Origin of the sequence: Shewanella sp. 4_MG-2023, assembly GCF_030548015.1 — a bacterium.
In the GTDB taxonomy this organism is placed as follows: Bacteria; Pseudomonadota; Gammaproteobacteria; order Enterobacterales; family Shewanellaceae; genus Shewanella.
In genome coordinates this window covers 1-25,420 of the sequence record NZ_JAUORL010000011.1, presented here as the reverse complement: position 1 = coordinate 25,420, position 25,420 = coordinate 1, and the positions used below count along the sequence as shown (strand labels likewise).

General features: G+C 42.7%; 22 protein-coding genes and 1 pseudogene. 15 read left to right on the top strand and 8 right to left on the bottom strand.

All coding sequences use genetic code 11. The features are described from left to right. The first annotated feature begins 237 nt into the window (after positions 1-237). Positions 238-1,650 carry an endonuclease/exonuclease/phosphatase family protein gene (locus Q4546_RS07990; protein WP_303446066.1) on the top strand — a complete coding sequence of 471 codons (1,413 nt, stop codon included), beginning with the start codon at positions 238-240 and terminating at the stop codon, positions 1,648-1,650. Between the two features lie 137 nt (positions 1,651-1,787). On the opposite strand, the gene Q4546_RS07985 is transcribed toward Q4546_RS07990, so the two are convergent. Next, a complete protein-coding gene (locus tag Q4546_RS07985) occupies positions 1,788-2,450 on the bottom strand; it encodes a glutathione S-transferase (RefSeq protein WP_102519873.1) in 663 nt (220 codons plus the stop codon). A gap of 125 nt (positions 2,451-2,575) precedes the next feature. Between Q4546_RS07985 and Q4546_RS07980 the strand changes: the two genes are divergently transcribed. From Q4546_RS07980 to Q4546_RS07965, 4 genes are all read left to right on the top strand, one after another. Further along, complete coding sequence (locus tag Q4546_RS07980; protein WP_303414351.1) at positions 2,576-4,885, top strand: peptidase U32 family protein; 2,310 nt, start codon at positions 2,576-2,578, stop codon at positions 4,883-4,885. A 379-nt stretch (positions 4,886-5,264) separates the two neighbouring features. Continuing rightward, positions 5,265-6,827: a PAS domain-containing methyl-accepting chemotaxis protein gene (locus tag Q4546_RS07975; protein WP_303446065.1), complete on the top strand. Its 1,563-nt coding sequence runs from the start codon at positions 5,265-5,267 to the stop codon at positions 6,825-6,827. 266 nt (positions 6,828-7,093) lie between these two features. Beyond that, positions 7,094-7,573 (top strand): DUF2947 domain-containing protein, encoded by a 480-nt coding sequence (locus Q4546_RS07970; RefSeq protein WP_303446064.1) that lies wholly within the window; start codon positions 7,094-7,096, stop codon positions 7,571-7,573. Between the two features lie 61 nt (positions 7,574-7,634). Beyond that, entirely contained in the window at positions 7,635-8,195 is a 561-nt protein-coding gene (locus tag Q4546_RS07965) for a chalcone isomerase family protein (protein ID WP_102438720.1), read from the top strand. Between the two features lie 105 nt (positions 8,196-8,300). Here Q4546_RS07965 and Q4546_RS07960 read toward each other — a convergent pair whose 3' ends face one another. Both Q4546_RS07960 and Q4546_RS07955 read right to left on the bottom strand, forming a co-directional pair. Further along, a complete protein-coding gene (locus tag Q4546_RS07960; protein WP_133126422.1) occupies positions 8,301-9,260 on the bottom strand; it encodes a DUF6268 family outer membrane beta-barrel protein in 960 nt (319 codons plus the stop codon). Positions 9,261-9,429: 169 nt separating this feature from the next. After that, positions 9,430-10,071 (bottom strand): TetR/AcrR family transcriptional regulator, encoded by a 642-nt coding sequence (locus Q4546_RS07955; protein ID WP_303446063.1) that lies wholly within the window; start codon positions 10,069-10,071, stop codon positions 9,430-9,432. A 247-nt stretch (positions 10,072-10,318) separates the two neighbouring features. Between Q4546_RS07955 and Q4546_RS07950 the strand changes: the two genes are divergently transcribed. Beyond that, positions 10,319-11,437: an efflux RND transporter periplasmic adaptor subunit gene (locus tag Q4546_RS07950; protein ID WP_102475420.1), complete on the top strand. Its 1,119-nt coding sequence runs from the start codon at positions 10,319-10,321 to the stop codon at positions 11,435-11,437. Next, positions 11,434-14,508: an efflux RND transporter permease subunit gene (locus tag Q4546_RS07945; protein ID WP_303446062.1), complete on the top strand. Its 3,075-nt coding sequence runs from the start codon at positions 11,434-11,436 to the stop codon at positions 14,506-14,508. The genes Q4546_RS07950 and Q4546_RS07945 overlap by 4 nt, the downstream gene beginning before the upstream one ends. 175 nt (positions 14,509-14,683) lie before the next feature. Here the strand turns inward: Q4546_RS07945 and Q4546_RS07940 are convergent, their stop codons facing one another. Further along, positions 14,684-15,157 carry a LysR family transcriptional regulator gene (locus Q4546_RS07940; protein WP_198589297.1) on the bottom strand — a complete coding sequence of 158 codons (474 nt, stop codon included), beginning with the start codon at positions 15,155-15,157 and terminating at the stop codon, positions 14,684-14,686. Between the two features lie 374 nt (positions 15,158-15,531). On the opposite strand from Q4546_RS07940, the gene Q4546_RS07935 reads away from it, so the two are divergent. From Q4546_RS07935 to Q4546_RS07925, 3 genes are read left to right on the top strand one after another with little or no spacing between them, the layout of a single operon-like run. Next, positions 15,532-16,275, top strand: a complete 744-nt coding sequence (locus Q4546_RS07935) for a (Fe-S)-binding protein (RefSeq protein ID WP_076540150.1) — start codon at positions 15,532-15,534, stop codon at positions 16,273-16,275. Positions 16,276-16,286: 11 nt separating this feature from the next. Beyond that, complete coding sequence (locus Q4546_RS07930; RefSeq protein ID WP_102438728.1) at positions 16,287-17,669, top strand: lactate utilization protein B; 1,383 nt, start codon at positions 16,287-16,289, stop codon at positions 17,667-17,669. A 1-nt stretch (position 17,670) separates the two neighbouring features. Further along, positions 17,671-18,237 (top strand): LUD domain-containing protein, encoded by a 567-nt coding sequence (locus tag Q4546_RS07925; RefSeq protein WP_102475424.1) that lies wholly within the window; start codon positions 17,671-17,673, stop codon positions 18,235-18,237. A 50-nt stretch (positions 18,238-18,287) separates the two neighbouring features. Here the strand turns inward: Q4546_RS07925 and Q4546_RS07920 are convergent, their stop codons facing one another. Continuing rightward, a complete protein-coding gene (locus Q4546_RS07920; RefSeq protein ID WP_102519877.1) occupies positions 18,288-19,181 on the bottom strand; it encodes a LysR family transcriptional regulator in 894 nt (297 codons plus the stop codon). A gap of 141 nt (positions 19,182-19,322) precedes the next feature. Here Q4546_RS07920 and Q4546_RS07915 point away from each other — a divergent pair, with 141 nt between their 5' ends. From Q4546_RS07915 to Q4546_RS07905, 3 genes are all read left to right on the top strand, one after another. Next, complete coding sequence (locus tag Q4546_RS07915; RefSeq protein ID WP_241901017.1) at positions 19,323-19,532, top strand: ATP-binding protein; 210 nt, start codon at positions 19,323-19,325, stop codon at positions 19,530-19,532. Continuing rightward, complete coding sequence (locus Q4546_RS07910; RefSeq protein WP_198589939.1) at positions 19,511-19,759, top strand: hypothetical protein; 249 nt, start codon at positions 19,511-19,513, stop codon at positions 19,757-19,759. Before Q4546_RS07915 ends, Q4546_RS07910 begins: the two co-directional genes overlap by 22 nt. 128 nt (positions 19,760-19,887) lie before the next feature. After that, entirely contained in the window at positions 19,888-20,370 is a 483-nt protein-coding gene (locus Q4546_RS07905) for a DM13 domain-containing protein (RefSeq protein WP_303446061.1), read from the top strand. A gap of 126 nt (positions 20,371-20,496) precedes the next feature. Here Q4546_RS07905 and cydX read toward each other — a convergent pair whose 3' ends face one another. From cydX to Q4546_RS07890, 3 genes are read right to left on the bottom strand one after another with little or no spacing between them, the layout of a single operon-like run. Continuing rightward, entirely contained in the window at positions 20,497-20,622 is a 126-nt protein-coding gene (gene cydX / locus Q4546_RS07900) for a cytochrome bd-I oxidase subunit CydX (RefSeq protein ID WP_102438737.1), read from the bottom strand. A gap of 13 nt (positions 20,623-20,635) precedes the next feature. Continuing rightward, positions 20,636-21,775 carry a cytochrome d ubiquinol oxidase subunit II gene (gene cydB / locus Q4546_RS07895; RefSeq protein WP_102438739.1) on the bottom strand — a complete coding sequence of 380 codons (1,140 nt, stop codon included), beginning with the start codon at positions 21,773-21,775 and terminating at the stop codon, positions 20,636-20,638. Between the two features lie 15 nt (positions 21,776-21,790). Continuing rightward, a complete protein-coding gene (locus tag Q4546_RS07890) occupies positions 21,791-23,347 on the bottom strand; it encodes a cytochrome ubiquinol oxidase subunit I (protein ID WP_102438741.1) in 1,557 nt (518 codons plus the stop codon). A gap of 1,282 nt (positions 23,348-24,629) precedes the next feature. On the opposite strand from Q4546_RS07890, the gene Q4546_RS07885 reads away from it, so the two are divergent. Beyond that, positions 24,630-25,187: a hypothetical protein gene (locus tag Q4546_RS07885; RefSeq protein ID WP_102475426.1), complete on the top strand. Its 558-nt coding sequence runs from the start codon at positions 24,630-24,632 to the stop codon at positions 25,185-25,187. A gap of 73 nt (positions 25,188-25,260) precedes the next feature. Beyond that, a pseudogene (locus Q4546_RS07880) lies at positions 25,261-25,420 on the top strand (IS256 family transposase); the annotation flags it as partial.

Sequence of the window (25,420 nt, the reverse complement as noted above, 5' to 3'; positions counted from 1 at the left end):
GCATACTAAAAGCTAATGTCAGTATGTATCAGTTTAGTTACTGCTGATAAACCCCAACAAATACAACCAAACAAAAACACAATAACACCAAGCGCGAAACGTAACTTTAAAATAAAAAGCCCTGTGGCAACAAGCTAGTCACAGCTTCAATTTATACTTGTTAGCCAGCTTTTCAGGTGTTTAAAATCCCTTAGCTTCCAAGAAAGGAGGCATATATTTATAATAATGGGGTTAAAAATGAAAGTGTTAAAAACAGCTGCTGCCATGGCAGTGAGTGTTGCTTTACTTGCTGGTTGCAATGACGAAACTAATAATTACTATCCAGGTGAACCAGCACCTGAAACAACTGATGTACGCATCGGTGCTTATAACTTGTCTTTCGATCGTTTTACTTATGAAGATCTTGTCGCTGAAATGGCGTTAACCGTCGCTGAGCAAGATGAATTAATGAATAAATGGTTCGATGAGTCACTTAGCGACGAAGAACTCGCTGTGGCAGAAAAGGTTATTCAAATTCGTAACGTTGCAGCAATTATCCAAACTGAACGACCTGCAATCTTATGGATGGGTGAATTCAATAACGATGGTACAGCAGAAAACCAACAAGCAATCCAAGGTTTCCGTTTAAACTACCTAACTGTGCCACAAAATGCTTTAGGTTCAACGTCTGAAGAATTTAAAGCCCTTGAGCCAATCCAGTTTGGTTATTTTGAAAACTTCGCCACTAATACAGGCCTATTAAGTGGTCACGATTTAAACCGTGATGGCAAAGTGGCGCTACCTGATGACGCCTGGGGCTTCGGTTTCTACCACGGTCAATATGCATTCAGCTTATTGTCTCAGTACCCAATTGATACAGATAATATCCGCACATTCCAAGATTTTAAATGGAAGGATATGCCTGGTGAAACTAACCCAACAATTATTAATTGTGACGATGAAAACAATCCAATTCCGGAAGGAATGGCTTGTGGCGATGAGTGGTACACTGCTGAAGCTTGGGCAGAAAGACCAATGTCATCTAAAAACCATGTTGATGCACCTATTATTATTCCTACAGCAGATGGCGATAAAGTGATTCACTTATTAATGTCGCACCCAACACCACCTATTTTTGATACGCTGACGGATAACAATAAATCACTTAACCGCGCTGAGATTAAGTTCTGGGACGATTACACCTCTGGAGATGGTAGTTACATTTATGATGACGAAGGCGAAAAAGGTGGCCTTAAAGATGACGCCTCATTCGTTATCTTAGGTGATCTAAATGCCGATCCAGAAAGCGGTGACGGCTATTTAGATACCATTAAAGACTTAATGTATAGCGATCAAGTTAACCAACTTGCTACTCACGGAATTTACGCACCAAGTAGCTTAGGCGGACCAGAGTGTTTGTCTAACGGCGAATGTAAAGAAGCAAACTGGGGCACTAAGTACCCTGACGTGGTAACCAGTACTTCAGGTTTACGCTTAGACCACGTTATCCCTTCAAGTGACTTGAATGTCACTGATTCAGGGGTGTTCTGGCCGGCGACATTTGAAGAAGGTCGTTTAATGATGAATGATGAGCGCGTTGGTGAATATGGCGGCGGTGGAAAGTCTGTTTCTTCTGATCACCGTTTAGTGTGGATTAACGTAGAGCTTTAATTAGCACTTATATTAGCTCAACTGGTTTAACATGAGTGCTTTAAGCACTTGTGTTAACTACAGATAAAGCCCGCATTTGCGGGCTTTTTGTTTTAACTTTTTGTTTTTAACTATGCGCTCAATAGCAGCTAAAAGTGTTAATCAGGAAATATTACATCTTGTCGGCTTTCAAGCCATAGAGGATATTTAGTCATCACTTTACTGAACATTTTACTTTGCAGATAAGCATTAAGCCATGCTCTTACATGTGGATATGGCGACTGCAAATACCATTGCCGCTCTACTCGGGCAAATTGCCTGATAAAAGGTAACAATGCGATATCAGCTAAACTCTCACGATCCGCAAACAAAAATTCATGCTCGGATAACAACAGCTCAAGTTGTTGTACGTAGACTTCACAGGCCAGACGACATTCCACAATATTTGATTCGCTATAGCGTTTGGCGCATTTGTAGTTTTCAAGGCAGGACTTAAATTCACTATCAAAACGATAGATAAGCGCAAGCATCGAATCAAATTTAGCGGCGTCAGTGGCAAACAGTAAATCATCAGGATCGCTTTGGCTTAATGCCCACAACATCACTTCATAACTTTCTTCTATCACCTGCCCTTTTGGGGTCACGATCACCGGCACTGTGGCCTTAGGGGAAGCAGCTAACATTTCAGCGGGTTTGTCACTTAATACAATATCTCTAAGCCAAATAGGCTGATTTGACTTATAAATGGCAATTCTTGCTCGCATGGCAAAGGGGCAATTCCTTAGAGAATAGAGTACAGGTAAGTCTATGATTTTATTCATTGTTATATGTTAATCCCAACTACATATATGCACACTGGCTAATTAATTATCTACTTTAACCATATTCATTAGTAAAATATACGGGTAACATCCCTGCATTAAAATTAACGGAGCAAGTCTAAAACATGAAACCTAAGATTGAATTATTAGCCCCTGGCGGTGATGTCGAGGCGATTAAAGCCGCAATTATTGCTGGTGCAGATGCTGTTTATTGCGGCTTAGATACCTTTAACGCTCGTAATCGCGCTGCTAATATTTCTTTTGACCAATTGGTTGGGATCATTCGACTTGCCCATCAGTACGACTGCGAAATCTTCTTAACCTTGAATATCGTTATTCTTGAGCAAGAATTTAAAACCTTAATGAAGTTACTTAATAAGTTGGTAAATACCACCTTAGACGGCGTTATTGTGCAAGATTTGGGCTTACTGTATGTACTGAGAAAACATTTTCCGACTTTAGCTATTCACGCTTCAACCCAGTTAACCACCCACAATGCAGGCCAAATCCCGTTTTTAAAGCATTTAGGCGCAGAGCGGGTGAATTTATCCCGTGAACTAAACCTACGTGAAATCACCACTCTTGCTGAAGTTGGCCGCGAACATGACATGCTCCTTGAAGTGTTTGTCCATGGCTCATTATGTGTGGCGTTTTCAGGTTTATGTTACTCAACCTCAGCCAGCGCGGGTAACTCAGGTAACCGAGGCCGCTGTAGCCAAGCTTGTCGTGAAGAGTATGAAACCACTGAATCAGGTAATAATTTTCCGCTAAACATTAAAGATAACTCCGCCTTTTTTGACCTACCGGCGTTAATTGAAGCTGGAGTGTATTCATTTAAAGTTGAAGGCCGTATTAAAGGTGCCAGTTACGTACATACTGTGATTGATAGTTTCCGTAAGCAAATTGATGGCTATGTTGAAACAGGTGAATTGACCCAAGATGGCGAGCGCTTATATAAAGTATTTAACCGCGACTTTACCAACGCCTTTTTACGCGGCGATTTAAACCAATCAATGTTTATTGATAACCCACGGGATAACTCTAAAAATCATTTGGTTGACCAATTAAAAGCAGAAAAAGGTGAGTCGATTTCAGTGGTGCAAATCCACGATGCCCAGCAGCAATTGCAAATCGATAAGCAGCAAATTAATGCCTCTGTGGATGATAAAATTGCCCACTTAAGTATTGAGAAAATCAAGCTATCATTGGCCTTTGCCAGTGAACAAGGTCAGCCCTTAAGCCTGACTGTTACCACTGAACAAATGAGCAGTAAACTGGCCTCGGCAGAGCAGCAAACCTTAGTGCTGCATTCAAGCAGTAGTATGCTGCCAAGCGAAAAACTCAGTGTTGACCAAGAAGCCATTGAAAAGCGTTTTAAAAATATCAATAACGCCAATTATGAATTAATCAGCTTAGATTGCAGTGGTTTAGCAGATGGCTTAAGTATTCCATATCGCGAGATCACCACCCTTAAAAATCAGCTGTTAGCTTATTTAAACGATGGCATTGAAGTGATCCCAACGGTTGAGTTACCAAAACTTGAACGCCACCCTAAAGTGGCAGTAAAAGCTGACGCTGAAACAGCCCAGCCACAGTTATCTATTTTGATTTGTGATGAAGCGGATGTGGCACTAGCCCAAGCAACCGATGCTGATATTTATTTCAAACTGCCAGATGCCTATAAACGTGGCTGCACTAAATATGTGGAATTCTTCAAGCAAAACCCACGCTTAATTCCATGGTTCCCGCCAGTATTGATTGGTAAAGATTACGATGCAGCGCTTAATATTTTACAACAAGTAAAACCTGAGCTTATCGTAACTAACAATACAGGTATTGCTTATCACGCCCAAAAGCTAGGTGTTAAATGGATTGCTGGACCATTTTTAAATACCACCAACTCATACGCTTTATTAGCCTTAAAAGAAGGCTTTGATTGTAGCGGTGCGTTTATTTCAAATGAAATTAACCGCCAACAAATGAAGCAATTAGCCCGACCTAAAGACTTTAAAATGCTTTACAGCATTTATCATCCAATTTTGTTAATGGCCAGCAGACAATGCTTCTTCCAACAAAGTGTTGGCTGTGAAAAACCACGTATTGATAATGGCTGTATGCTGTCTTGTGATAAATCCACCAGCATTAAAAACTTAAAAGGTGACTCTTTTGCCATTGATAAGCAAAAAGCTGGCTACCCAAGTATTTATAATCAAGACCAATTCTTGAACATGGATATCGTTGACGATTTAGCTGATTTATTTGACGGCTTCATGATTGATTTAACCAACATTGGGGCAGGCGATAGAGTCTCACCTGACAAGCTGGCATTGATAAAACAGTTTGAGCAATTGCTACAAGGCAATCAAAACGTTAAATCAGAGCTTGCCACTATGGTGCCAGAGTCAACGGTTGATCAGTACATCAACGGTTTGTAATACCAACCCGCTGATTTATTGATAACACAGTAACAAAGCCCTGATGTAGCTCGCGACATCAGGGCTTTTTTGTCTTCACAATATGATTTTTGGGGATAGGTAAGGTATTTAAAATCAGCAACTAATGCTAAAAAAATCCAAATATTACCACGTTAAATGTAACAATTTGAATCGCGCGTTGAATGTTATCAAAATATTTAAACGCTTGTTTTAATGGCTGCTTTTAATACACCTTAAATCCCTTCTCGATTTTAGCGTCGTAACTTACGGAATTTACACTGTTATTATTTGTTGCTTAAATTGCATTTACCTTAAAGTGAGGTCAGAATCACACCACCCAAGTTTACTTGATCTTAGTCACAAAATAATAAGAAAAAATATGACAGCACGTATAACAAGTAATAAAGAATATCTGTTCTCACCTGATAAAGCATTAATTTCCAGCACTGATCCACAAGGGGTTATTACCCACTGTAACCAAGCATTCATCGACACCAGTGGCTATAGCCGAGAAGAGCTAATTGGTCAGCCGCATAACCTTGTTCGCCACCCAGATATGCCCAAAGCGGTATTTGAAACTATGTGGCAGACATTAAAGTCTGGCAAGGTATGGATGGGGCTGGTAAAAAATCGCCGCAAAAATGGAGACTATTACTGGGTGAGTGCTTTTGTCACTCCAGTTTATGATGGTAATAAACTGGTGGGCTATGAGTCGGTACGTGTGCAAGCTGAACCCGATGAAAAACTACGTGCGAGCAGTGCTTATGCGCGCATCAATGCTGGCAAGTCAGCATCATCGCTGCGCAGTCGCCTAAAATTGGGCTTCACTAAAGCATTACCAATTATACTGCCCTCACTAATACTCACCTTAATGCTTGCTTGGCAAGGTAACAGCGTCGCGGCTACAGCCAGCTTAATCGCTGGACTAGTAAGCCTTGGCTGGAGTTTGCAGCAACAAGCTAGTCAGTGGAATAAACTACTATTAATTAGCCCTAAATCATTTGCCAATGAAACTGTTGCCCAAACCTACTTTGATGATACTGGCACCAGCGCCCAAGCTAAAATGGCTTTCATTAGTGAAATAGCCCGCTGCCGCACAGCATTAACTCGTATCGATGAGTCAGTTAGTGGCTTAGACAAAATTTCCAATATCAGTAAAACTCAAGTGTCAGTGACTCAAGCAGCGGTAGAGCATCAAGGCGTAGCGACTCAACAAATTGCCTCAGCTATCACCCAGATGTCCCAAGCTATTCAAGAAGTCGCCCAAAAAATTGAAGAAAACTCTCACAGTGCAGAAAATGCCATTAGCTTTGTTGATTCTGGCGCAGCGCTGGCCGATGAGTCCCTAAGCTCAATCCACCAGCTAAGTCATGCGGTTGACAGCATTGCTATTACGATTAAAGAGTTAGCCACCTCAACTGAAGAAATCGGTCAAGCGGCCAATTTAATTTCCTCCATTGCTGAACAAACCAACTTACTGGCTCTCAATGCTGCCATTGAAGCGGCTCGGGCTGGAGAGCAAGGCCGTGGCTTCAGTGTTGTCGCCGATGAAGTGCGCGCCCTTGCCTTAAAAACCCGTGAATCAACCGACCAAATCCACAGTGTCATTAAGCAGTTGTCGGCTCGTACTAATGCCGCTGTTGATATGTCACACCAAGGTGAAATTGCCACTAAAAATGGCCTTGAAGTAGTTGAGAAAACTCGCTCATCACTGGAAAAAATAAAAGGTGCGGTGACGAATATTACCGATATGACCTTTCAAATGTCCTCAGCAGTTGAAGAGCAAAGCGCTGTTGCAGAGCACATTAACCAGCAAATTATTGAAATTGCTGATGGGGCAACAGATACGGGCTCTGCGGCCAATAAGTCACTCAATGCCAGTGAAGAGTTAGAAAAAACCATCAAGGTATTTCACTCTCTTATTCGCCGTTTTAAATTATAAGCCGCTATAGGGAAAACTGATCTCAGTGCGCTGTATTGGGCGCACTGAAGTCATGATACCCCTCTTGGCAAGCTTGTGTAATGAGCCTGCTTCAATCTGCCTGTTTCAATATCAAGCGATGCAATACAGGCTGTTCCCAAAACAAGCCAGCCTCAATAAAGCCCTTCTCTGTGTTCTTATCCCAAAGCTAGGCAATAGCTAGCACTATTTATAGCGAAAAGTTATAATTGGCCACTTAATTACCCTTTAAACCCTAGGAGCTATTTTTGGCACACACTTACATCCCGCTAGATGTGTATAAGCGCAAGTGGATTTTTAACCATAAAGATTTGCCTGTTGCTGATGAAGACAAAGCATTAATCAAACCGTTAACGGACAAAAGTGCCATGATGGTTTGGAATCAATGGATAAGTAATAAGTGTAATCGTGCTGAATTATTTTCTAAGGGTGACTGGGCCGCTAAGCAAGATGCTTGGAAGCAAACCGAGCACTGGCAAGCGGCATGGGACTCTGAAGATAATACCCTGCCAGAACCGATTGCTGAGTTTATTGACTGGAGTGACGATACCCAAGTATTTTTCTGTTATGAAAAATACCAAATCATCGAAACCACCTGGGCAGTGTTTGCTCAAAACTGGAAAGCCTTTTTGTTTTTCGATGATGGTCCAATTTTGATCGCCCCGAAAAAGAAACAAGCCATTATGTTCGAGCAAAGTGGCCAATATAAGCTAGGAACGCGTTCGTAGTCTTGTTGTGCAAAATCAGCATACAGCCCGTATAAATCACACTTTATAAAATGAGTTGCCCATGAAACGACTTTCAATAATTGCCCTCACCGCTGCGTTAGTGTTACCACAAATGGCTGAAGCTAAAACCGTTTCAGGTGTTGAGCTGGCGGATAATATGACGATTGCAGAGCAACAGCTTGCCCTTAATGGCGCAGGGGTGCGCAGCAAGTTCTTTATGGACTTATATGTTGGCAGCTTGTACTTAGCAACACCTGCAACCAATGTAGATGCGGTTATCGCCCAGCCGATATCAGTGATTAGGCTCAATATCACTTCTGGAATGATCACCGCAGATAAAATGACTGATGCCATTGTCGAAGGTTTTGATGCAGCCACCAATGGCGATAGCGCATCCATTCAAAGCAGTATTGATGCGTTTATGGGACTATTTAACGAAGAAGTCAGCAAAGGCGATCAATTTACCTTTGTCACCCATAAAGACGCTGGGGTAACCAGCTTTAAAAATGGTCAAGAACAAGCCACAATTGCCAATGAAGCGTTTAGACAAGCGTTAATCAAGATTTGGCTAGGCGATGAGCCTGCTCAAAAAAGCTTACGCAAAAACATGTTGGCAAAATAAACGCTGTTAATAGCGCTTAATCCACAGCCACAAAAAAGCGACCTGATGGTCGCTTTTATAGCTAGTTTTATGTAACACCTTTGCCAAAAGGCTAGTTAATAAAGCTTAAAACTTAATATCAATGGCTAAACCTGCTGCCGCTTGATTTTCAATATCATCAGACACCTTAGGTTGACTTAGCTCCATTTCACCAGCAAAGAAGTAACCACCATAGGCATTAATCGATACTTTCTTGCTGATATTCCAGCCCGCACGAATAAAACTAACCCACTCTTCTACTTCAATAGTTTGCTCAGCATCAGTCACTAGAAAGCGCTCGGTACGTCTTGAAGCCCCTAAACCAAAATTCCATTTGTCATCAAGTTTATAAGATAGCTCCAAACCTGCTGGGCCACTAAAGCCTGCTTGGAATGGATTACTTAACGACAGTTTGTCGGTTATGTTCCATTTTACCGCTAGGTAAGGAATGGTTTTTACTTCAGAGATATCATTTAAGTACGCCACCCCAACCCCAAGCATGTTACCTGACTTAAAGCGGTACATACCTGAAGCCACAACCCCATAACTTTGCGCATCTGAAGACGATGCCGTATTAGCATAGGAATATTGTAATTTCGGTGCGAATAAAAACATCCACTGGGCATTAGGGCGATAACTTAATGATAAACCGGCACTGTATTTATTGATGGAACTCCAAGGGGTAACGTTACCTTGCAGTAGGCCTGCGCCAACATTTTTAAAACCATAATCGAGGTTGTCATAACCGACATTGGCGCCGATAGACCACTCTTTGCCAATAGGCATCGATGCCGACAGCTTCATGCGCCATACATCACGTTGCAGTTCGGTATCTGAGCTGCCGACTTGAGCCGCTTCAGTTGAAGTGCGCGATACATGAAACTTAAACGGTGAGTAATCGTAGGCAGAAGCGGTTGCGCTAAACGCTAAGCTAGACACTGCTGCTAGCTTGGCAACATAGGGAATAGAAAGCCTTTTTGAATAACGCTTTTTAACTTCAAAGGCAGTTTGCTCTGGCACGAGGGACAAACTTGAAATCGTTTTCATTAATCGCTTCCTTTCTCATTATTATATCGATCGAAATTATCAGGTATAAATCATAACGTCTATACTGGAACGCTTTTAAATTGGATCACTATTTCAATATTTTATGACACTTTTCAGCGCTGAAAACCATGTTATCTAAGCCAGTTTGCGATAACCCAGCTTACCGCTGCTACACTCGATGGGCTTTTAAAAACATCTGCGTGGTATCTTCAATATATTGCGCCCGTTTAGGCATTAAGTCTGTGGCATCTAGGCGCAGCTCTAAACGCAGCTTCAGCTCACCAAAAAGCATTAAACTTAAGCGAACGGCGCTGTCATGGGGCTGGGGGAAATAATACTCACCGTGCTGATTCACCGCGGTAAAGTAATCCGCCAGCAAGGCTAAAATATGCTTAGGGCCGGCATCAAAATACAGCTTTGATAACTCAGGATGGCTATCAGCATGAGCAAGACAAGTTTTGAAAACTGCTAATACTTCTTCACTCACAACCAAATCACTAAACTGTTTCGCAAAGGTAACTATTGTTTGCTCAGCATTGAGTGAGTCACTTAATAAGTTGCCGGTCAGTTGATGCACCACACACTTAGATTCTATCGCCGCGACAAATAACTCATCTTTAGAACCAAAGTGTGAATACACCGTTTGCTTAGAGACTTCAGCTTTTTTCGCGACCAAATCCATACTGGTATTAGGAAAACCTTGCACGCAAAAAAGCTCAATGGCTGCATCTAAAATCCGCATTCGTTTTTGTTCGCTACGAGTTTTCACCGCACCATGATTGCACGGTGCTGAGTTTGCCTCATTTATCATAATCACATCTTCTTGTATTTATGTTTGTTTTCGCCATAAGCGCAACCACGCCTTAACAATAAATAACATTTAATCACAAATTAGACTGGACAGTCTAGTTTTATAGAAATAAACTAAAACCCAAATAGACTAGACAGTCTAGTTCATTATTAGCCCAGCATCACATGATGTATTCAATTGGTCAATGCTATTAAGCTTTGGTTTTATTGAAATTAAGGAAGTTGCAATAGCAATAGGAATGTTCACCATGAATAAAGTCACCGTACAGCGTCGCGTCAATAAGCTTGGCATTATCATCAGTTTGATTTTGTTAACGGCCTGTAATGAGGCCGCAATATCCAATACGGCAACAGTGACTATTCCTAATGTGATGACCCAGCCACTTAATGCCAGTAGCAGTTACCTTCAGCAGCAGCGATACACGGGTATTGTGCGCTCAAGCGATACCACCGCCATAGGCTTTGAACTGGCGGGCAAATTAAGCGACATTGTTGTTGATAGTGGCGATAGCGTCATTAAAGGGCAACAACTGGCCAAGCTTAATACCCAATTACTTCAGGCTGAGCAGCAACAATTAGCGGCGTCACTACTGCAAACCCAAGCCGATTTAGATTTAGCGCAAAGTAATTTTAATCGCTCCGTTAAGCTGAAGAAAAAGCAGTATGTATCCCAGCAGCAGTTTGATGAAAGCCAGCAGCAAGTCGCCAGCCTGCAAGCCAATCAAAAACGCCTACAAGCCTCGCTTCATGCCACCGAATTAAAGCTAGCAAAATCCACATTAGTGGCGCCTTTTGATGGCAACATCAGTAAGCGTCACCATAATATCGGCGAAGTTATCGCCTTGGGTAGTCCGGTGTTTACCTTAATTGGTAACAACCAGCAGCAGGCTTATATTGGGGTGCCAAACACGGTCGCTATGACCATGCAAACCAATCAAAGCGTCAACATCACTGTTGGCAATCAAACCTACACTGGCACCATTGCCGGGATCAGCGCAGAAATCGATGCGGTCACTCGCACTGTGCAGCTGCGGGTAGACTTACCCAATAACAGCCGCATGATCAATGGTGAAATCGCTTATCTTGAATACCAACAACAGGTCAATAGCGCCGGTTACTGGGTGCCCATTTCCGCACTCACTGATGGTATGCGAGGCTTATGGAATGTGTTTGTGGTCACCAAAAATGCTGACGGACAAGCCCAACTAGAGCGCCGCGACGTTGATATTATTTACACCAACCAGCAACAAGCCTTTATTAATGGCGCGATTGATAAAAATGATGTCATAGTCACTCAGGGCTTACATAAATTGGTGGTTGGCCAAATTGTTAGCCCAAGCTCACAAGCTGTTGCGAGGTCATTATGATTAAGGCCTTTGTTGAAAATGGCAGGCTAGCAAGTTTAATGATTGCCCTGCTATTGGTGGCGGGGTTAGGCGCCATTAGCAGTTTACCCCGCACTGAAGACCCTAACATTACCAACCGCTTTGCTTCGGTGGTGACTCATTACCCCGGCGCATCGGCTGAGCGAGTGGAAGCTTTGGTCACTGAAGTGTTAGAAAATCAACTGCGCCGCTTAGAAGAATTAAAGCTAGTGCAATCTACCTCGCGCCCGGGCATTTCCGTTATCCAGTTAGAGCTTAAAGACACGGTAACTGACACAGCTCCGGTTTGGTCTCGAGCCCGTGATTTAGTCGCCGACAGTAAATCTACACTGCCGCTACCGGCGCAAAACAGCATTTTGGATGACCAAACAGGTTACGCCAACACCGCGATTTTAGGCTTAGTGTGGCAAAACGACAGCCCAATTCGAACTGACGTACTCAAGCGTTATGCTAAAGAGCTGCAAAGCAAGTTACGGGTACTTAATGGCACTGACTTCGTCAACTTGTCTGGCACCCCAGATGAAGAAATTCTGGTTGAGCTTGATGGCAATAAAATCAGTCAACTTAAATTAACTCCCGCTGCTATTGCCGCTATTTTGTCTAATGCAGACAGTAAAATATCAGCTGGTGAAATCCATAACGCTACCTTTAAAGCGCTGATAGAAGTATCAGGCGAGCTTGATTCAATCACTCGCGTGGGCCAAGTGCCGTTAAAAATTGATACTAATGGTCAGATCATTCGCCTAGGTGATGTCGCCAATATTAGCCGTCAACCTAAAACACCTGCCACCAGCATTGCGCTGATTAATGGCGCTGAAGGGGTATTGGTGTCGGCCCGAATGCTTGACGATAACCGAGTTGATCAATGGCAAGCGCAAGTAAGCCAAGTGGTCGATGACTTTAGCGCTAACTTACCGGCTAACATTCAAGTGCAATGGCTGTTTGATCAACAAGGCTATACCAGTGTGCGCCTAGGGGATTTAGTCATTAATTTAATCCAAGGCTTTGTGATTATTTTACTGGTACTGATGCTCACCCTTGGGCTAAGAAATGCGCTGATTGTGGCATTATCACTGCCGCTAACGGCCTTGTTTACCCTCGCCTGTATGAAGTACACCGGACTGCCCATCCACCAAATGTCAGTCACTGGTTTAGTGGTGGCACTGGGGATTATGGTGGATAACGCCATTGTAATTGTTGATGCTATTGCCCAGCGCCGCAAACAAGGCTTAAATAAACTTGAAGCCGTGAGTAAAACCTTGCACCACTTATGGCTGCCGCTTGCGGGCTCAACCATTACCACCATGTTGGCCTTTGCTCCGATAGTTTTAATGCCCGGCGCAGCAGGTGAGTTTGTTGGTGGTATCGCCATTTCAGTGATGTTTGCTCTACTGGGCTCATACTTAATTTCACACACCATCATTGCTGGTTTGGCGGGGCGTTTTAGCCAAGATAATGCGTCTATGGCGTGGTATCAAAAAGGCATGGCCTTCCCGCGTCTTAGTCATGCTTTTCAAACCAGTTTACGCATTGGCTTAAAAAGACCCGTGATCACCGCTGTGCTGATTGGTATTTTGCCGGTTGTCGGTTTTGTTGCTTCAACTAAAATGACCGAGCAGTTTTTCCCGCCATCGGATCGGGATATGTTTCAAATTGAAGTCTATTTAGCGCCATATGTGAGCTTAGCCAATACCCGTCAGCAAGTTGAACAAATTGATCAGCGTTTACGGGCGCTTGAAGATGTTGAAATGAGCACTTGGGTCATTGGCGGCAATACGCCATCGTTTTATTACAACCTGACCCAGCGCCAACAAGGGGCGGCTAACTACGCCCAAGCCATGGTCAAAGTGACCGACTTTGATGCGGCGAATCGACTGATTTTATCGCTACAAGCTGAGTTTGATGATGCTTTTCCCCAAGCGCAAATTTTAGTGAGAAAACTAGAACAGGGCCCACCATTTAACGCCCCAGTTGAATTACGCATTTACGGGCCATCATTAGATGTATTAACTCAGCTAGGTGAACAGGCCCGCGGCTTGTTTATGCAAACCAAAGATGTGATCCATACCCGCGCCACCTTAAGTGCAGGTTCACCAAAGGTGTGGATGCAAATCAATGAAGATGCCAGCTTAATGAGCGGCTTAAGCTTAACTGATATCGCCAAACAAATTGAAATGTCTACCACAGGTATCATTGGCGGCAGTATTTTAGAGCAAACTGAATCGCTGCCAGTAAGAGTACGGTTAGCTGATAGCTCAAGAGAGCAAGCCACTCGTTTATCTGAGCTTAATTTACTGTCTAATAATGGCAATATTATTCCGCTGTCAGCCATTTCCCACAATGAAATCAATGTCAGTCGCGGCGGGATCCCAAGACGCAATGGCGAGCGGGTTAACACCATTGAAACCTACATTGTCAGTGGCGTATTACCCGGAAAAGTTTTAAATGATGTTAAAGATAAACTCGCCCAAATTGAGTTGCCAGCGGGTTACCATATCGAGATCGGCGGTGAAAGCGCCAAACGCAATGAAGCGGTGGGCAATTTACTGTCAAACATCGTAGTGGTGGTGACCTTATTACTGGCAACAGTGGTGCTGTCTTTTAACTCATTTAGATTAACTGCGATTATCTTATTAAGCGCATTTCAATCAGCAGGACTTGGTCTGCTGGCAGTGTATGTGTTTGGGTTTCCGTTTGGCTTTACCGTGATTATCGGCTTATTAGGCCTAATGGGGCTGGCCATTAATGCCGCTATCGTTATTTTGGCAGAACTTGAAGACATGCCAGAGGCAAGACTTGGCAACCTTGAAACCATCATCAACATTGTTAGCGGCTGCGGCAGACATATTGGCTCAACCACCATCACCACCATTGGCGGCTTCTTGCCACTGATTATCGCAGGCGGCGGTTTCTGGCCTCCCTTTGCAATAGCGATTGCTGGCGGCACCATACTCACCACCTTGTTATCGTTAATTTGGGTGCCAACTATGTACCTATTATTAATGAAGAAAAAAGCCTTGCAGCAACCAAGCCTTGAGCCAATAAGCGTCTAATATAAAGGCGGTTATACCTATAACAAAACGGCGCTATTAAGCGCCGTTTTTTATGTTTAATTGTTCTAGGATTTCGGTTCACAATGTAATTTTAAAATGACTTGGGCTTGCTGCCATGACATAGTTTAGGGTGGCAAATTGTTTCATCCGCATTGATGAGTTTTGCGGCACCCCCCTAATACGTACCAGTAAATACGTACCAGTAAATGCGCACCAGTAAATCAATGGCCTCTTGGGCGGGGTCCATAAAACTGTCGGTTTGATGTATTTCCAGATTCAAGAGTGGATACAGCTCTAACAGCTCGGATAAAAAAGGAGAAATATGTAACCGAGCAAAAGCCACTGGCGCGCTAATTTTAACAGTGCCGCGGGGGCTATCAGCTTTTTGCTCTATCCGCTGAGATACTAAATCATACTGACGGATAATCTCAGCACTGTGCTTAGCAAAAGCAATACCTTCTTCAGTTAATGAAATAGCCCGCGTATGACGGTGCAGTAACTTAGTACCGACCTTCTCTTCTAATTGATTCATTTTGCGTGACACTGAAGACGGCGTCATATCTAGCCTGCGAGCAACTTCAGAAAAATTGCCAAACTGGTGCGTCATTAAAAACAGTTTTATGTCGAGCAAAGAGACATCGTAGTTCATAGCAAGATCCCAAGTTGATACCTTAAGAGCATAAGCGATAAACACAAAATCGCACACATGAACCAAGGCAAGTGACTTTTGACACTTAAACAACAGTCATCTTGTTAAAACCAAACAGAAATGATCATAGAGTAAAATCATCAGGTATTTGGCAAAGCGACTATAAACCAATTACTTAATTAGCAATGCCCTAACCCTCATCGATTACTTATTGCATTTTTGAGAAAGTAAACCCGCACATTTGCTTTTTTACCTCTACTTTTTGCAAATTTAAAACAGTACATTAATCCTCCTAAATGTCACAGCGCTATTTTTATGACCTTAATTAGCGCTGTGACCTATCAGTTACTCTTATTCTTAACAGAGAATATGCTATGAAAATTGCACTGTTTATACCTTGTCTCGTCAATCAAATGCTGCCAGAAGTCGCCGTTGCTACGCTTGAATTATTAGAAAAGCTTGGCCATGAAGTGATATTGCCTTCAGGTCAAACTTGCTGCGGCCAACCGATGACCAACTCAGGCTGCTTTAACGAAGCAAGAAACACCACCATGAAGCTACTTAACGCTTTTAAAAATGTTGAGTGTGATGCCATTGTTTGCCCTGCTGCATCTTGCTTAGTGGCTGCAAAAGAAAATTTCCATGAGTTTGACAATAGCCCAGAAGCCCAAAAGGTTATCAGCAAGCTGTATGAACTGACCGAATTTTTACATGACATTGCCCCAATTAAGCAATTTTCGAAACCTCTGAATACCAAGGTTAGCCTACAAATGAGCTGTCACGGGATCAGAATGCTGAGTCTTGCCACTCCAAGCGAAAGCATGGGCAGACAATTTAATAAAGTCGAAGCAGTGCTGCAAAATATTGACGGCTTAACCATTGTCTATCCCGATCGCCGTGATGAGTGCTGCGGCTTTGGCGGCACCTTTGCCGTAGACGAAGGCGCAGTATCGGCAAAAATGGGCAAAGATAAAGCCCAAGCCCACGCAGCCACCCAAGCTGAATTTGTTGTGGGGTTTGACCCATCATGTTTAATGCACCTTGATGGCATGATCCGCCGCCAACAATTACCGATCCAAACTCGCCATATCGCGCAAATCATTAACTCAGTTCTATAGGAGGCTTTGCTATGTCAAACAATCATTCATCTGAAGCGACTCACGCTAGAAAGGCCGACATTTTTTGCCGCGATGAGTCTCGCGTCGATTGGCATTCAAAAGCCTTATGGTTACTCAGAGAAAAGCGCGATCGCGCTGCAAAGCAAATTCCTGAGTGGGAAAAATTACGCCAATTAGGTTCTGAAATTAAACTGCATACCTTAAGTAACCTTGGCCAATATCTTGAGCAATTTGAAGCTAAATGCCTTGAAAATGGCGTGCAGGTTCATTGGGCTAAAGATGCCGCTGAGCATAATGAAATTGCCCATCGTATTTTGGCAAAGCACAATGTCAAAAAGCTGGTCAAATCAAAGTCAATGCTCACTGAAGAGTGTCATTTAAACCCGTACCTTGAAGAGCGCGGCATTGAAGTTATTGATACCGATTTAGGTGAGCGCATTATTCAGCTTGCCGGTATGCCGCCATCACATATTGTGGTGCCTGCTATTCACATGAAAAAAGAAGAAGTGGGTGAACTATTTCACCACAAGCTTGGCACCACTGCTGGTGAGTCTGATCCCACTTACCTGACCCGCGCAGCTCGCGCCCATTTAAGAGCGCAATTTTTATCTGCTGATGCGGCAATGACAGGGGTCAACATGGCCATTGCCGATCAAGGTGGCGTCATGGTGTGCACCAATGAAGGCAATGCTGATATGGGGGCAAACTTACCTGCGCTGCAATTGCATTCTATGGGCATTGATAAAGTCGTGCCCAATTTAGACAGTGCTGGGGTACTATTAAGAACCTTAGCTAGAAATGCCATTGGCCAACCTATTACCTCTTATTCGTCTTTCTACAACGCGCCAAAGCCAGATGGTGAGATGCACATTATTATTGTTGATAATGGCCGCAGCGCAATGATGCAAGACAGTATTTTAGCCGAGTCACTGAAGTGTATTCGTTGTGGTGGCTGTTTAAATACCTGCCCTGTGTATCGCCGCTCTGGTGGTTATAGCTATAACTACACCATCCCTGGCCCTATTGGGATTGCAGTAGGCGCGCAGCACGACAAAACGGACTCTATGCCTTGGGGATGTACTCTCTGTGGCAGTTGTAGCTTTGTCTGCCCAACACAAGTGCCGCTGGATAAAATTATTGCCCGCCACCGCCGCATTAAAGCCGAGCAAAACCGCTTACCTTATGGCAAAAAGCATTACATGCCATTAGTCGGTAAATTTATGAGTAGTACCACAGCGATGAACTGCTCAATGAGCGCGGCAAGAACATCATTACGTATTTTACCCCATAGCTTATTAAAGCCATTTTCTGGCGCTTGGGGTAAATACCGCGAATTACCACAGGCACCAAAGTCGAGCTTTGAAGCTTGGTTTAAACGTAATAGAGGCCAATAATATGTCCAGTAAAAATACCATTTTGGCAGCATTGCAAAAATCTGCCGTGGCAACAGCCACTATGCCAGTTATCGATATCCCATTACGAGATATGGACTTAGTCAGTGCATTTAACACTAACCTCAGCGCCGTTGCCGGTAAACTGATTCAACAAGGTGGTATTGCTGCCTTAAACAGCTATACCCATGAGCTGATCAGCCAAGGTAAACAAGTGTTATCAATGGTTGATGGCGTCAGCGGCAACCGTCAGCAGCCTGACACTGCCCATGCGATGCAAGACATTGACTTTACCGTACTGAAAGGCGAGATAGCAGTAGCTGAAAATGGCGCAATTTGGGTATCGTTACCCCAAAGCCATCGAGTGACGCCGTTTATCTGTGAAAACCTGATTATCACCATTGCTGCCGATGACATAGTACAAGACATGCATCAAGCGATGAAGTTAATTAATAGTGCTGTACCGTCATTTGGGGTGTTTATTGCAGGCCCTTCAAAGACAGCCGATATTGAGCAAGCCTTAGTCGTCGGTGCCCATGGGGCTTGTAGTTTAGATGTTTACTTAGTTTAAGTATCTATCGACAAACTACACCCTGTTTTTGGCTAGCAACAGTTCAGTTGCTAGCCAAATATAGAGGCTGACTTTGACAACATAAAATCTAAAAACAATTGTACTTTTAGTGGCTGATGACTGCGCTGATGGTATAACAGCGAAATACGCCGGGTCTCACCCTGCCACTGAGGTAGCACTGGCACTAACGCCCCAGATGCCACTTCTTGCTCAACAAACTTAGTGGGACCATACATGATCCCCGCTCCTGCTACAGTTGCTTTCACCGCGCCGTGAATATCCGATAAGGTCAGTTTTGCCGGGCCCTCATAGTAAAACTCCCCCAACTGTTTATGAATTAAAACCCAATTAAACAGCGGCCACATTTTTACTAAATTATGCTCAACTAGCTGCTTAGGATGGCTCACTGCTGCCGCTTTGTCTAAATAACTAGGCGCGGCAAACAAACCATAATGCAGCACCCCAAATAACTTAGACACCCAAGATGAATCTGGCTGCGCTCCGCCTACAATGGCGACATCAACACCTTCATCAATTAAATCAATGGTCTGGTTATTTTGGCTAATGTGCAATTGAATATCAGGATACGCGATAGAAAACTCGGTTATCGCTTCCATCAGCAACATCGAGGTAATAGAAATTGGCGTAGCTAAACGCAGGGTACCTTCGGGCTTCGCTTTCGATGGATGGTTTAGCACATCAAGTTGCGCTATCACCCCTTGATAGCGTTCAAACAATGCCCCGCCTTCTTCTGTTAAGCGAATTCGCCGAGTACTACGCATAATCAGCTGCGTATTAAGGTGGGCTTCAAGCTTCGAAATTTTGCGGCTTACGGTAGCCACAGGCATTTGCAGCTCTTTGGCCACTTGAGTAAAACTACCCGCATTGACTAAATGCACAAACAAATGGATTAGCGCAATCTCGGCACCGGCATTATTGGACATATCAACTCTCTGGTAGCGAAATAACTATTGTAATAAAAAGTCCCTCTGTCACCTAGTGGGTTATGGGCCTTATTGGGGAAATAATGAGAATCAGCAGCCTACTAATTTAGAACAAGGAAAAAACAATAAAAAAACCTGCGCTTGTCTATTCAAAGGGATGCCACACTGCTGTTTCGGGCCATATATAATCTATTAGAAAACGCCACTAAATACGCAGGCGTTAATGCCGCCATTAACGTTGAGCTAACCGCCAACGGTTTTATCATTAGTGATAACGGCCCAGGTATTTCTGATAGCGAGAAAGACAAGGTGTTTCAGCCAAACAGGGAATGCAAACCAGTGAGCAGTTAAGTCAAATCACAGCCAGTATTGGTGAACTTGCCACTTTCTCTAGCAGTATCGCTAGCGCCACAGAGCAGCAAAGCGCCGTTGCTGATGAAATCACCCGCAACTTGCATCAGATGTCGTCCCTTGCCAATGAAGGGCAAGAGCGCGCCGGAGAAACCGTTGAAGTCGCTGACGGGCTAACAGCGCTAGCAGGAGAGCTAAAAACCAAGATTAACTTCTTTAAAATTTAATCATTTGTTTGTAATAAAAGATTGTTAACTCAGGTCGTTATAAGGGGCATGAACGGTAAAGTTCATGCCCCTTTATTTGATAATGAGGTTACGATTAACTACCACTTTAATGACAGAACAGGTACAGAATGAAAAAACGCACCGTTATCGCACTGCTTTCAACCCATGCACTCGTACTCGCCATTGGCTTTGGCGCGGGTATTTATGCTTTGCCTATTCTTACTGCACCAGATGCACCAAGTCGCGAGCAAGTGCAGTCAATTGACTCAGTGCAACGCTTTACAGGTCAATTCAGCCGTAACCTCAAAGATAGCGACGCATTGCATTGGGGCGAAGGCAAAGTGACCCTAGGCGATGAATTTATTGCACTGAATGGCAAGCTGTCACCAGGTCCTGACTTTAAAGTGTATTTGGCCAAAGAGTTTGTAGAAACAGAAGCGGATTTTAACCGTTTAAAATCAACGATGGTGCAAGTTGCCGACATCAAAAACTTCAACAATTTCTTAGTGCCAATACCAAAAGAGGTGGATATCGCAACTTACAACACCATCATTATTTGGTGTGAAAGCTTTGGTCAGTTTATTACCGCAGCCCAGTACCAGTCTATTTAAGCGCTTTAAAAACGATAACTCATTCAACCTTTGTAAGCTTGCTTCCCTTATTTCACCCATCAGCTAATTTTAAACAATAAAAAACCCTGCACTAGGCAGGGTTTGATATTTTACAACTTAAAACACTTACTTATTTTTAGCTTCAGACTCGCTAATACGGTCTAAGTTTTCAGTGTTTTCAAGCCAAAGCGCATTAATGATGCCAAAAGCACAGGCCAGTAATACACCTAAAATCCAAGCGAAATACCACATAATGGCTCCTTAATTAATAAAGTGATGCTTTGTTCTTTTCAATGAAGTCGCGGTTTAAGCGACCAAACATCTTGTAGTAAGTCCAAATGGTGTAACTTAATACTGTCGGTACGAAAATAATCGCCGCCCAAGTCATCACATTAAGGGTCATTTCACTTGCGGTTGCATCCCACATCGTTAAGCTCACATTTGGATCAAGCGATGAAGGCATGACGAATGGGAACATTGATGCGCCACATGTCACGATAATGCCTGCAATAGCTAGTGAGCTAAATAAGAATGCAAAACCACTTCGGTTAAAGCGACTTGCTAGAATCACCAAGATTGGCATCAACAAACCTAATGCTGGGAACAGCATAGTCAGAGGATACTTGTCATAGTTAACTAACCATGCGCCTGCTTCTATAGCAACAGTTTTAGCCGTTGGATTAGAAGGACCAGCAGTATCGATTACTGAAGTAACCACATAACCGTCAATACCATTTACTAACCAAACACCCGCAGCAGCAAACAACACTGTCACTAACAAACCACACACTTGTGATGCTTTAGCAGCGCGAACACGTAGCTCACCTTCGGTTTTCATTTGTAACCATGAAGCACCTTGCATCATCATCATAAGTGCACTGATTAAGCCAGCTAATAAACCAAATGGGTTTAGTAGGCCTAGTAAGCCACCTTGATAAGTTGCACGTAGGTATTCATCGAACTCAAACGGTACACCTTGTAATAAGTTACCAAAAGCAACACCGATAACTAATGGAGGTACAAAACCACCGACAAACAAGGCCCAATCCCACGACTTACGCCATTTTGGATCTTCAATTTTTGAGCGGTAATCAAAACCAACAGGGCGCAGGAATAAGGCGAATAACACCAACATCATTGCCACATAAAAACCCGAGAACGACACGGCATATACTGTTGGCCAAGCAGCAAATAACGCACCACCTGCAGTAATTAACCAAACTTGGTTACCATCCCAATGAGGGGCAATCGAGTTAATCATGATACGGCGCTCAGTGTCGTCTTTACCAATAATTGGTAATAACGCACCCACACCCATATCAAAACCATCTGTCACAGCAAACCCAACTAGCAATACGCCAACCAGAGCCCACCAGATAAATCTTAGCATTTCATAATCAAACATAATCAGGTCCTCAGATTAAGCATCTTGGTTTTCAAAATGATATCTACCTGTCTTAAGGCATGATGGGCCAAGACGAGCAAACTTAAACATTAAGAACATTTCGATCACTAATAGTATTGAGTAGAACACAGTGATTGAAATGATACTGAACCATATATCACCTGGCGTTAGCGTTGATGCTGACATAAAGGTCGGTAAGACTTCTGAAATGGTCCAAGGTTGACGACCATACTCTGCCACAAACCAACCACATTCAATTGCAATCCAAGGTAGTGGCAAGCTGTATAGCGCTGCACGTAATACCCATGGTTTTTCTTCAATTTTATGACGGGTGCTTTGCCAGAATGCCGCAGCAAATACCAATAGCATAATCACGCCACACGCAACCATGATACGGAATGACCAGAACATAGGGGCAACGTTAGGAATAGAGTCTTTAGCGGCAGCTTTAATTTGCTCTTCTGTCGCATCGACTACATTTTCTGTGTAACGTTTTAGCAGTAGACCATAGCCTAAATCGCCTTTGGTCATTTCAAAATCAGCACGAATTTGCTCTGTTTCATTACCTGCGCGAAGTTGTTCTAGTAAAGAGTAAGCAATCATACCGTTACGGATACGAATTTCATGCTCGTCGATTAAGTCGATAATACCAGTCACTTGCTCATCTAAAGAACGCGTTGCAATGATCCCCATTACGTATGGGATCTTAATCGCGTAGTCAGTGTGCATGGTTTCTTGATTTGGGAAACCCACTGCAGTAAAGGCCGCTGGTGCTGGCTCAGTGTGCCATTCCGCTTCAATTGCCGCTAATTTAACGCGCTGTACTTCACCTACTTCATAGCCAGACTCATCGCCTAGTACCATTACCGATAGGATTGACGCCATACCAAAACTTGCAGCAATCGCAAACGAGCGACGGGCAAACGGTAAATCACGACCTTTAAGGATAAAGTAAGAACTAATTGCCAAGACGAACATCGCGCCGGCAACATAACCTGATGCGACTGTATGAACAAACTTAACTTGCGCAACAGGGTTGAACAGTACTTCAGCGAAGCTGGTCATTTCCATACGCATTGTTTCATAGTTAAACACTGACCCTACTGGGTTTTGCATCCAACCATTAGCAATCAGGATCCATAAAGCTGACATGTTAGAGCCGATAGCAACTAACCAAGTAACCGCTAAATGTTGACGCTTACTAAAGCGATCCCAACCGAAGAAGAACATACCCACTAAGGTAGATTCTAAGAAGAAAGCCATTAAGCCTTCAATCGCCAGTGGAGCACCAAAAATATCACCCACATAATGTGAGAAATACGCCCAGTTAGTACCGAACTGGAATTCCATTGCTAAACCGGTGGTAACACCTAAAGCAAAGTTAATTCCGAATAACTTACCCCAAAACTTAGTCATGTCTTTGTAGATTTGGTTATTAGTCATCACGTAAACGGATTCCATAATAGCCAAAATAAACGCTAGACCTAAGGTTAAAGGTACAAATATAAAGTGGTACATGGCTGTTAGCGCGAACTGTAACCGTGACAGTTCAACAACCTCTTCAATAATCATTGGCGACTCCTTACCCAGTACATCCAAATGTCATGTCGACTTCCTCAAAAACAAAAGTGTTATTGCAGGAAATAAATTTATTAATCTAAAGCAGCACCCAAAAAAACAGGTTAATGAATTGTTATTTTAAGACTACCGTAACTCAATTTCGTTTTTAGTTTATTTCGCCTTAGCACCACAATAGTGAGACGTTTGTCACACCAAGATAGCAAAGGGTGACACAGCGCAAATAAACCAAGCCCACCAAAATCATAAAATCAGCAAAAACAGTTACTTATAAAAATAATTAATGGTGCACACCTCTATTTTATATCATCTAAATTTGATTCAAATCAATCAAACTTGCCACCCTTAATGGGTTTTCTGTGGGTTTTGGGCAATAGCGCAAACTACCAACTTTTATGTATTGACCAATACTCCAAATATTGCTAGGGATTTTTTTACATTTTTTTAAAATAGTGTTCCCTAATCCATGTTTTGCTAATGAATTTAACCTAAGTAACAAAATTAGATCAAAACAAAACCATGGGATATATATTTTAACCCTTACAGCTTTAATTTAAATAATTAAACTATTGAATATAAATAACAAATAAAAATAATAGTTCAAAAACAAAGCAGACAGCCACATCTCACTCATTAGTTTTACTAATGCGTTAGATTAATTTAACTCGTTTGAGAAAAACATCGGCAGGCTTTAATATTCGCCCCGTGTTGAGAGAAGGTCGATTGGACTTGAACAGAATGGATTTCAAGTTACATCCCCAACTCTACTAATTTGAAATTATTACTGAGTGGAGATTTAAAAGATGACTAAATTATTTGATCGCGTAATCAACAGCTACAAACGTATCTTTGTTGAAATGCACAAATCGTACTAAACGCTATTATGTTGTTGCTAGCATCAATACCTACAATTTAGGTGAGTGTTAGCAGCAATAAAACTAAAGACGCATTAAGTATGCAATTGCTTGCTAAATCCGTTGGACGTTTACCCTTGATGTTTTGTTAGCGCAAAACAGCTCTTGCAACATAGAGCAATAATCGGCCCTTTAGGATTAATATTCTAAGGGGCTTTTTATTGTCTAATTTAAAGTTTGCTTATCATTGGCGCTTGCAACAGAGTAATCAATGCATAGCCATAAACTCTAAGTTAGTACACATAAGTTAGGACACATAAGTTAGGACACTACTGCTTATATAATCATATAATAATCTATATATTGCCCATTAGTTGCCCCCGCCCAATACTCGTTGGCGATGAATCCTAAAGAGATGACATATGCATGAACAAAAGCTAAGCCTTGTTATTGAAAGCGGCCACCCTGCCTATGAATGGGCAAAAAAGCAGTCTGACGCCGTCGGCGCTTTTGGTCACATAGGTACTCATATTGATTGTTACGATTCGGAGCCATTAGAAGCACAGTATGAAGTCGATGTCGTTGTTATAAATTGTACTCACGAAATGCCGTCAGTGGATGATTTAGAGCCTTTAGCGTTAGCAGACAAAGCATTGGTACTTTTTACCGCAAACATTGAGCAAAATGGTTACGGCACGCCAAACTATGGCGTTATGAATACTGCGCTAACCAGTGATGCTATTGAGCAAATTCTACTTAACGCGCCCGCCTTTATCGTTATTGACAGCTACGGAATAGGATCCCATGGTGATGAACACATAGGTTTTGATAAAAGATGCGAGTCGAAAGGCTGTTTCGTGATTGAAAATGTGAACTTATCTGCAGCAGTAACACACTCAATGGTAAAACTTAAAATAGCCTTTGATAAGGACTCTAAATCGACAGGAAAAAGGTGCGATATTAGCGCAATTTGCCGCTAAGAGACTGTAACTAATTTTGTGTAACTGCTTATCAACACGTACTCTATAGAGAGTCAAGGATAGGCAAATACTCATGAACAAAAAAGATATTGAAGCTTTTGCTAAAGAAGCTGTTAAAAGCATTAAAACACCAGAAGACTTAAATCAATTCAGTCTGATGCTCAAAAAGATAACGGTCGAAGCCGCTCTTAATGCCGAAATGGATGACCACCTGGGCTATGAGAAACACCATA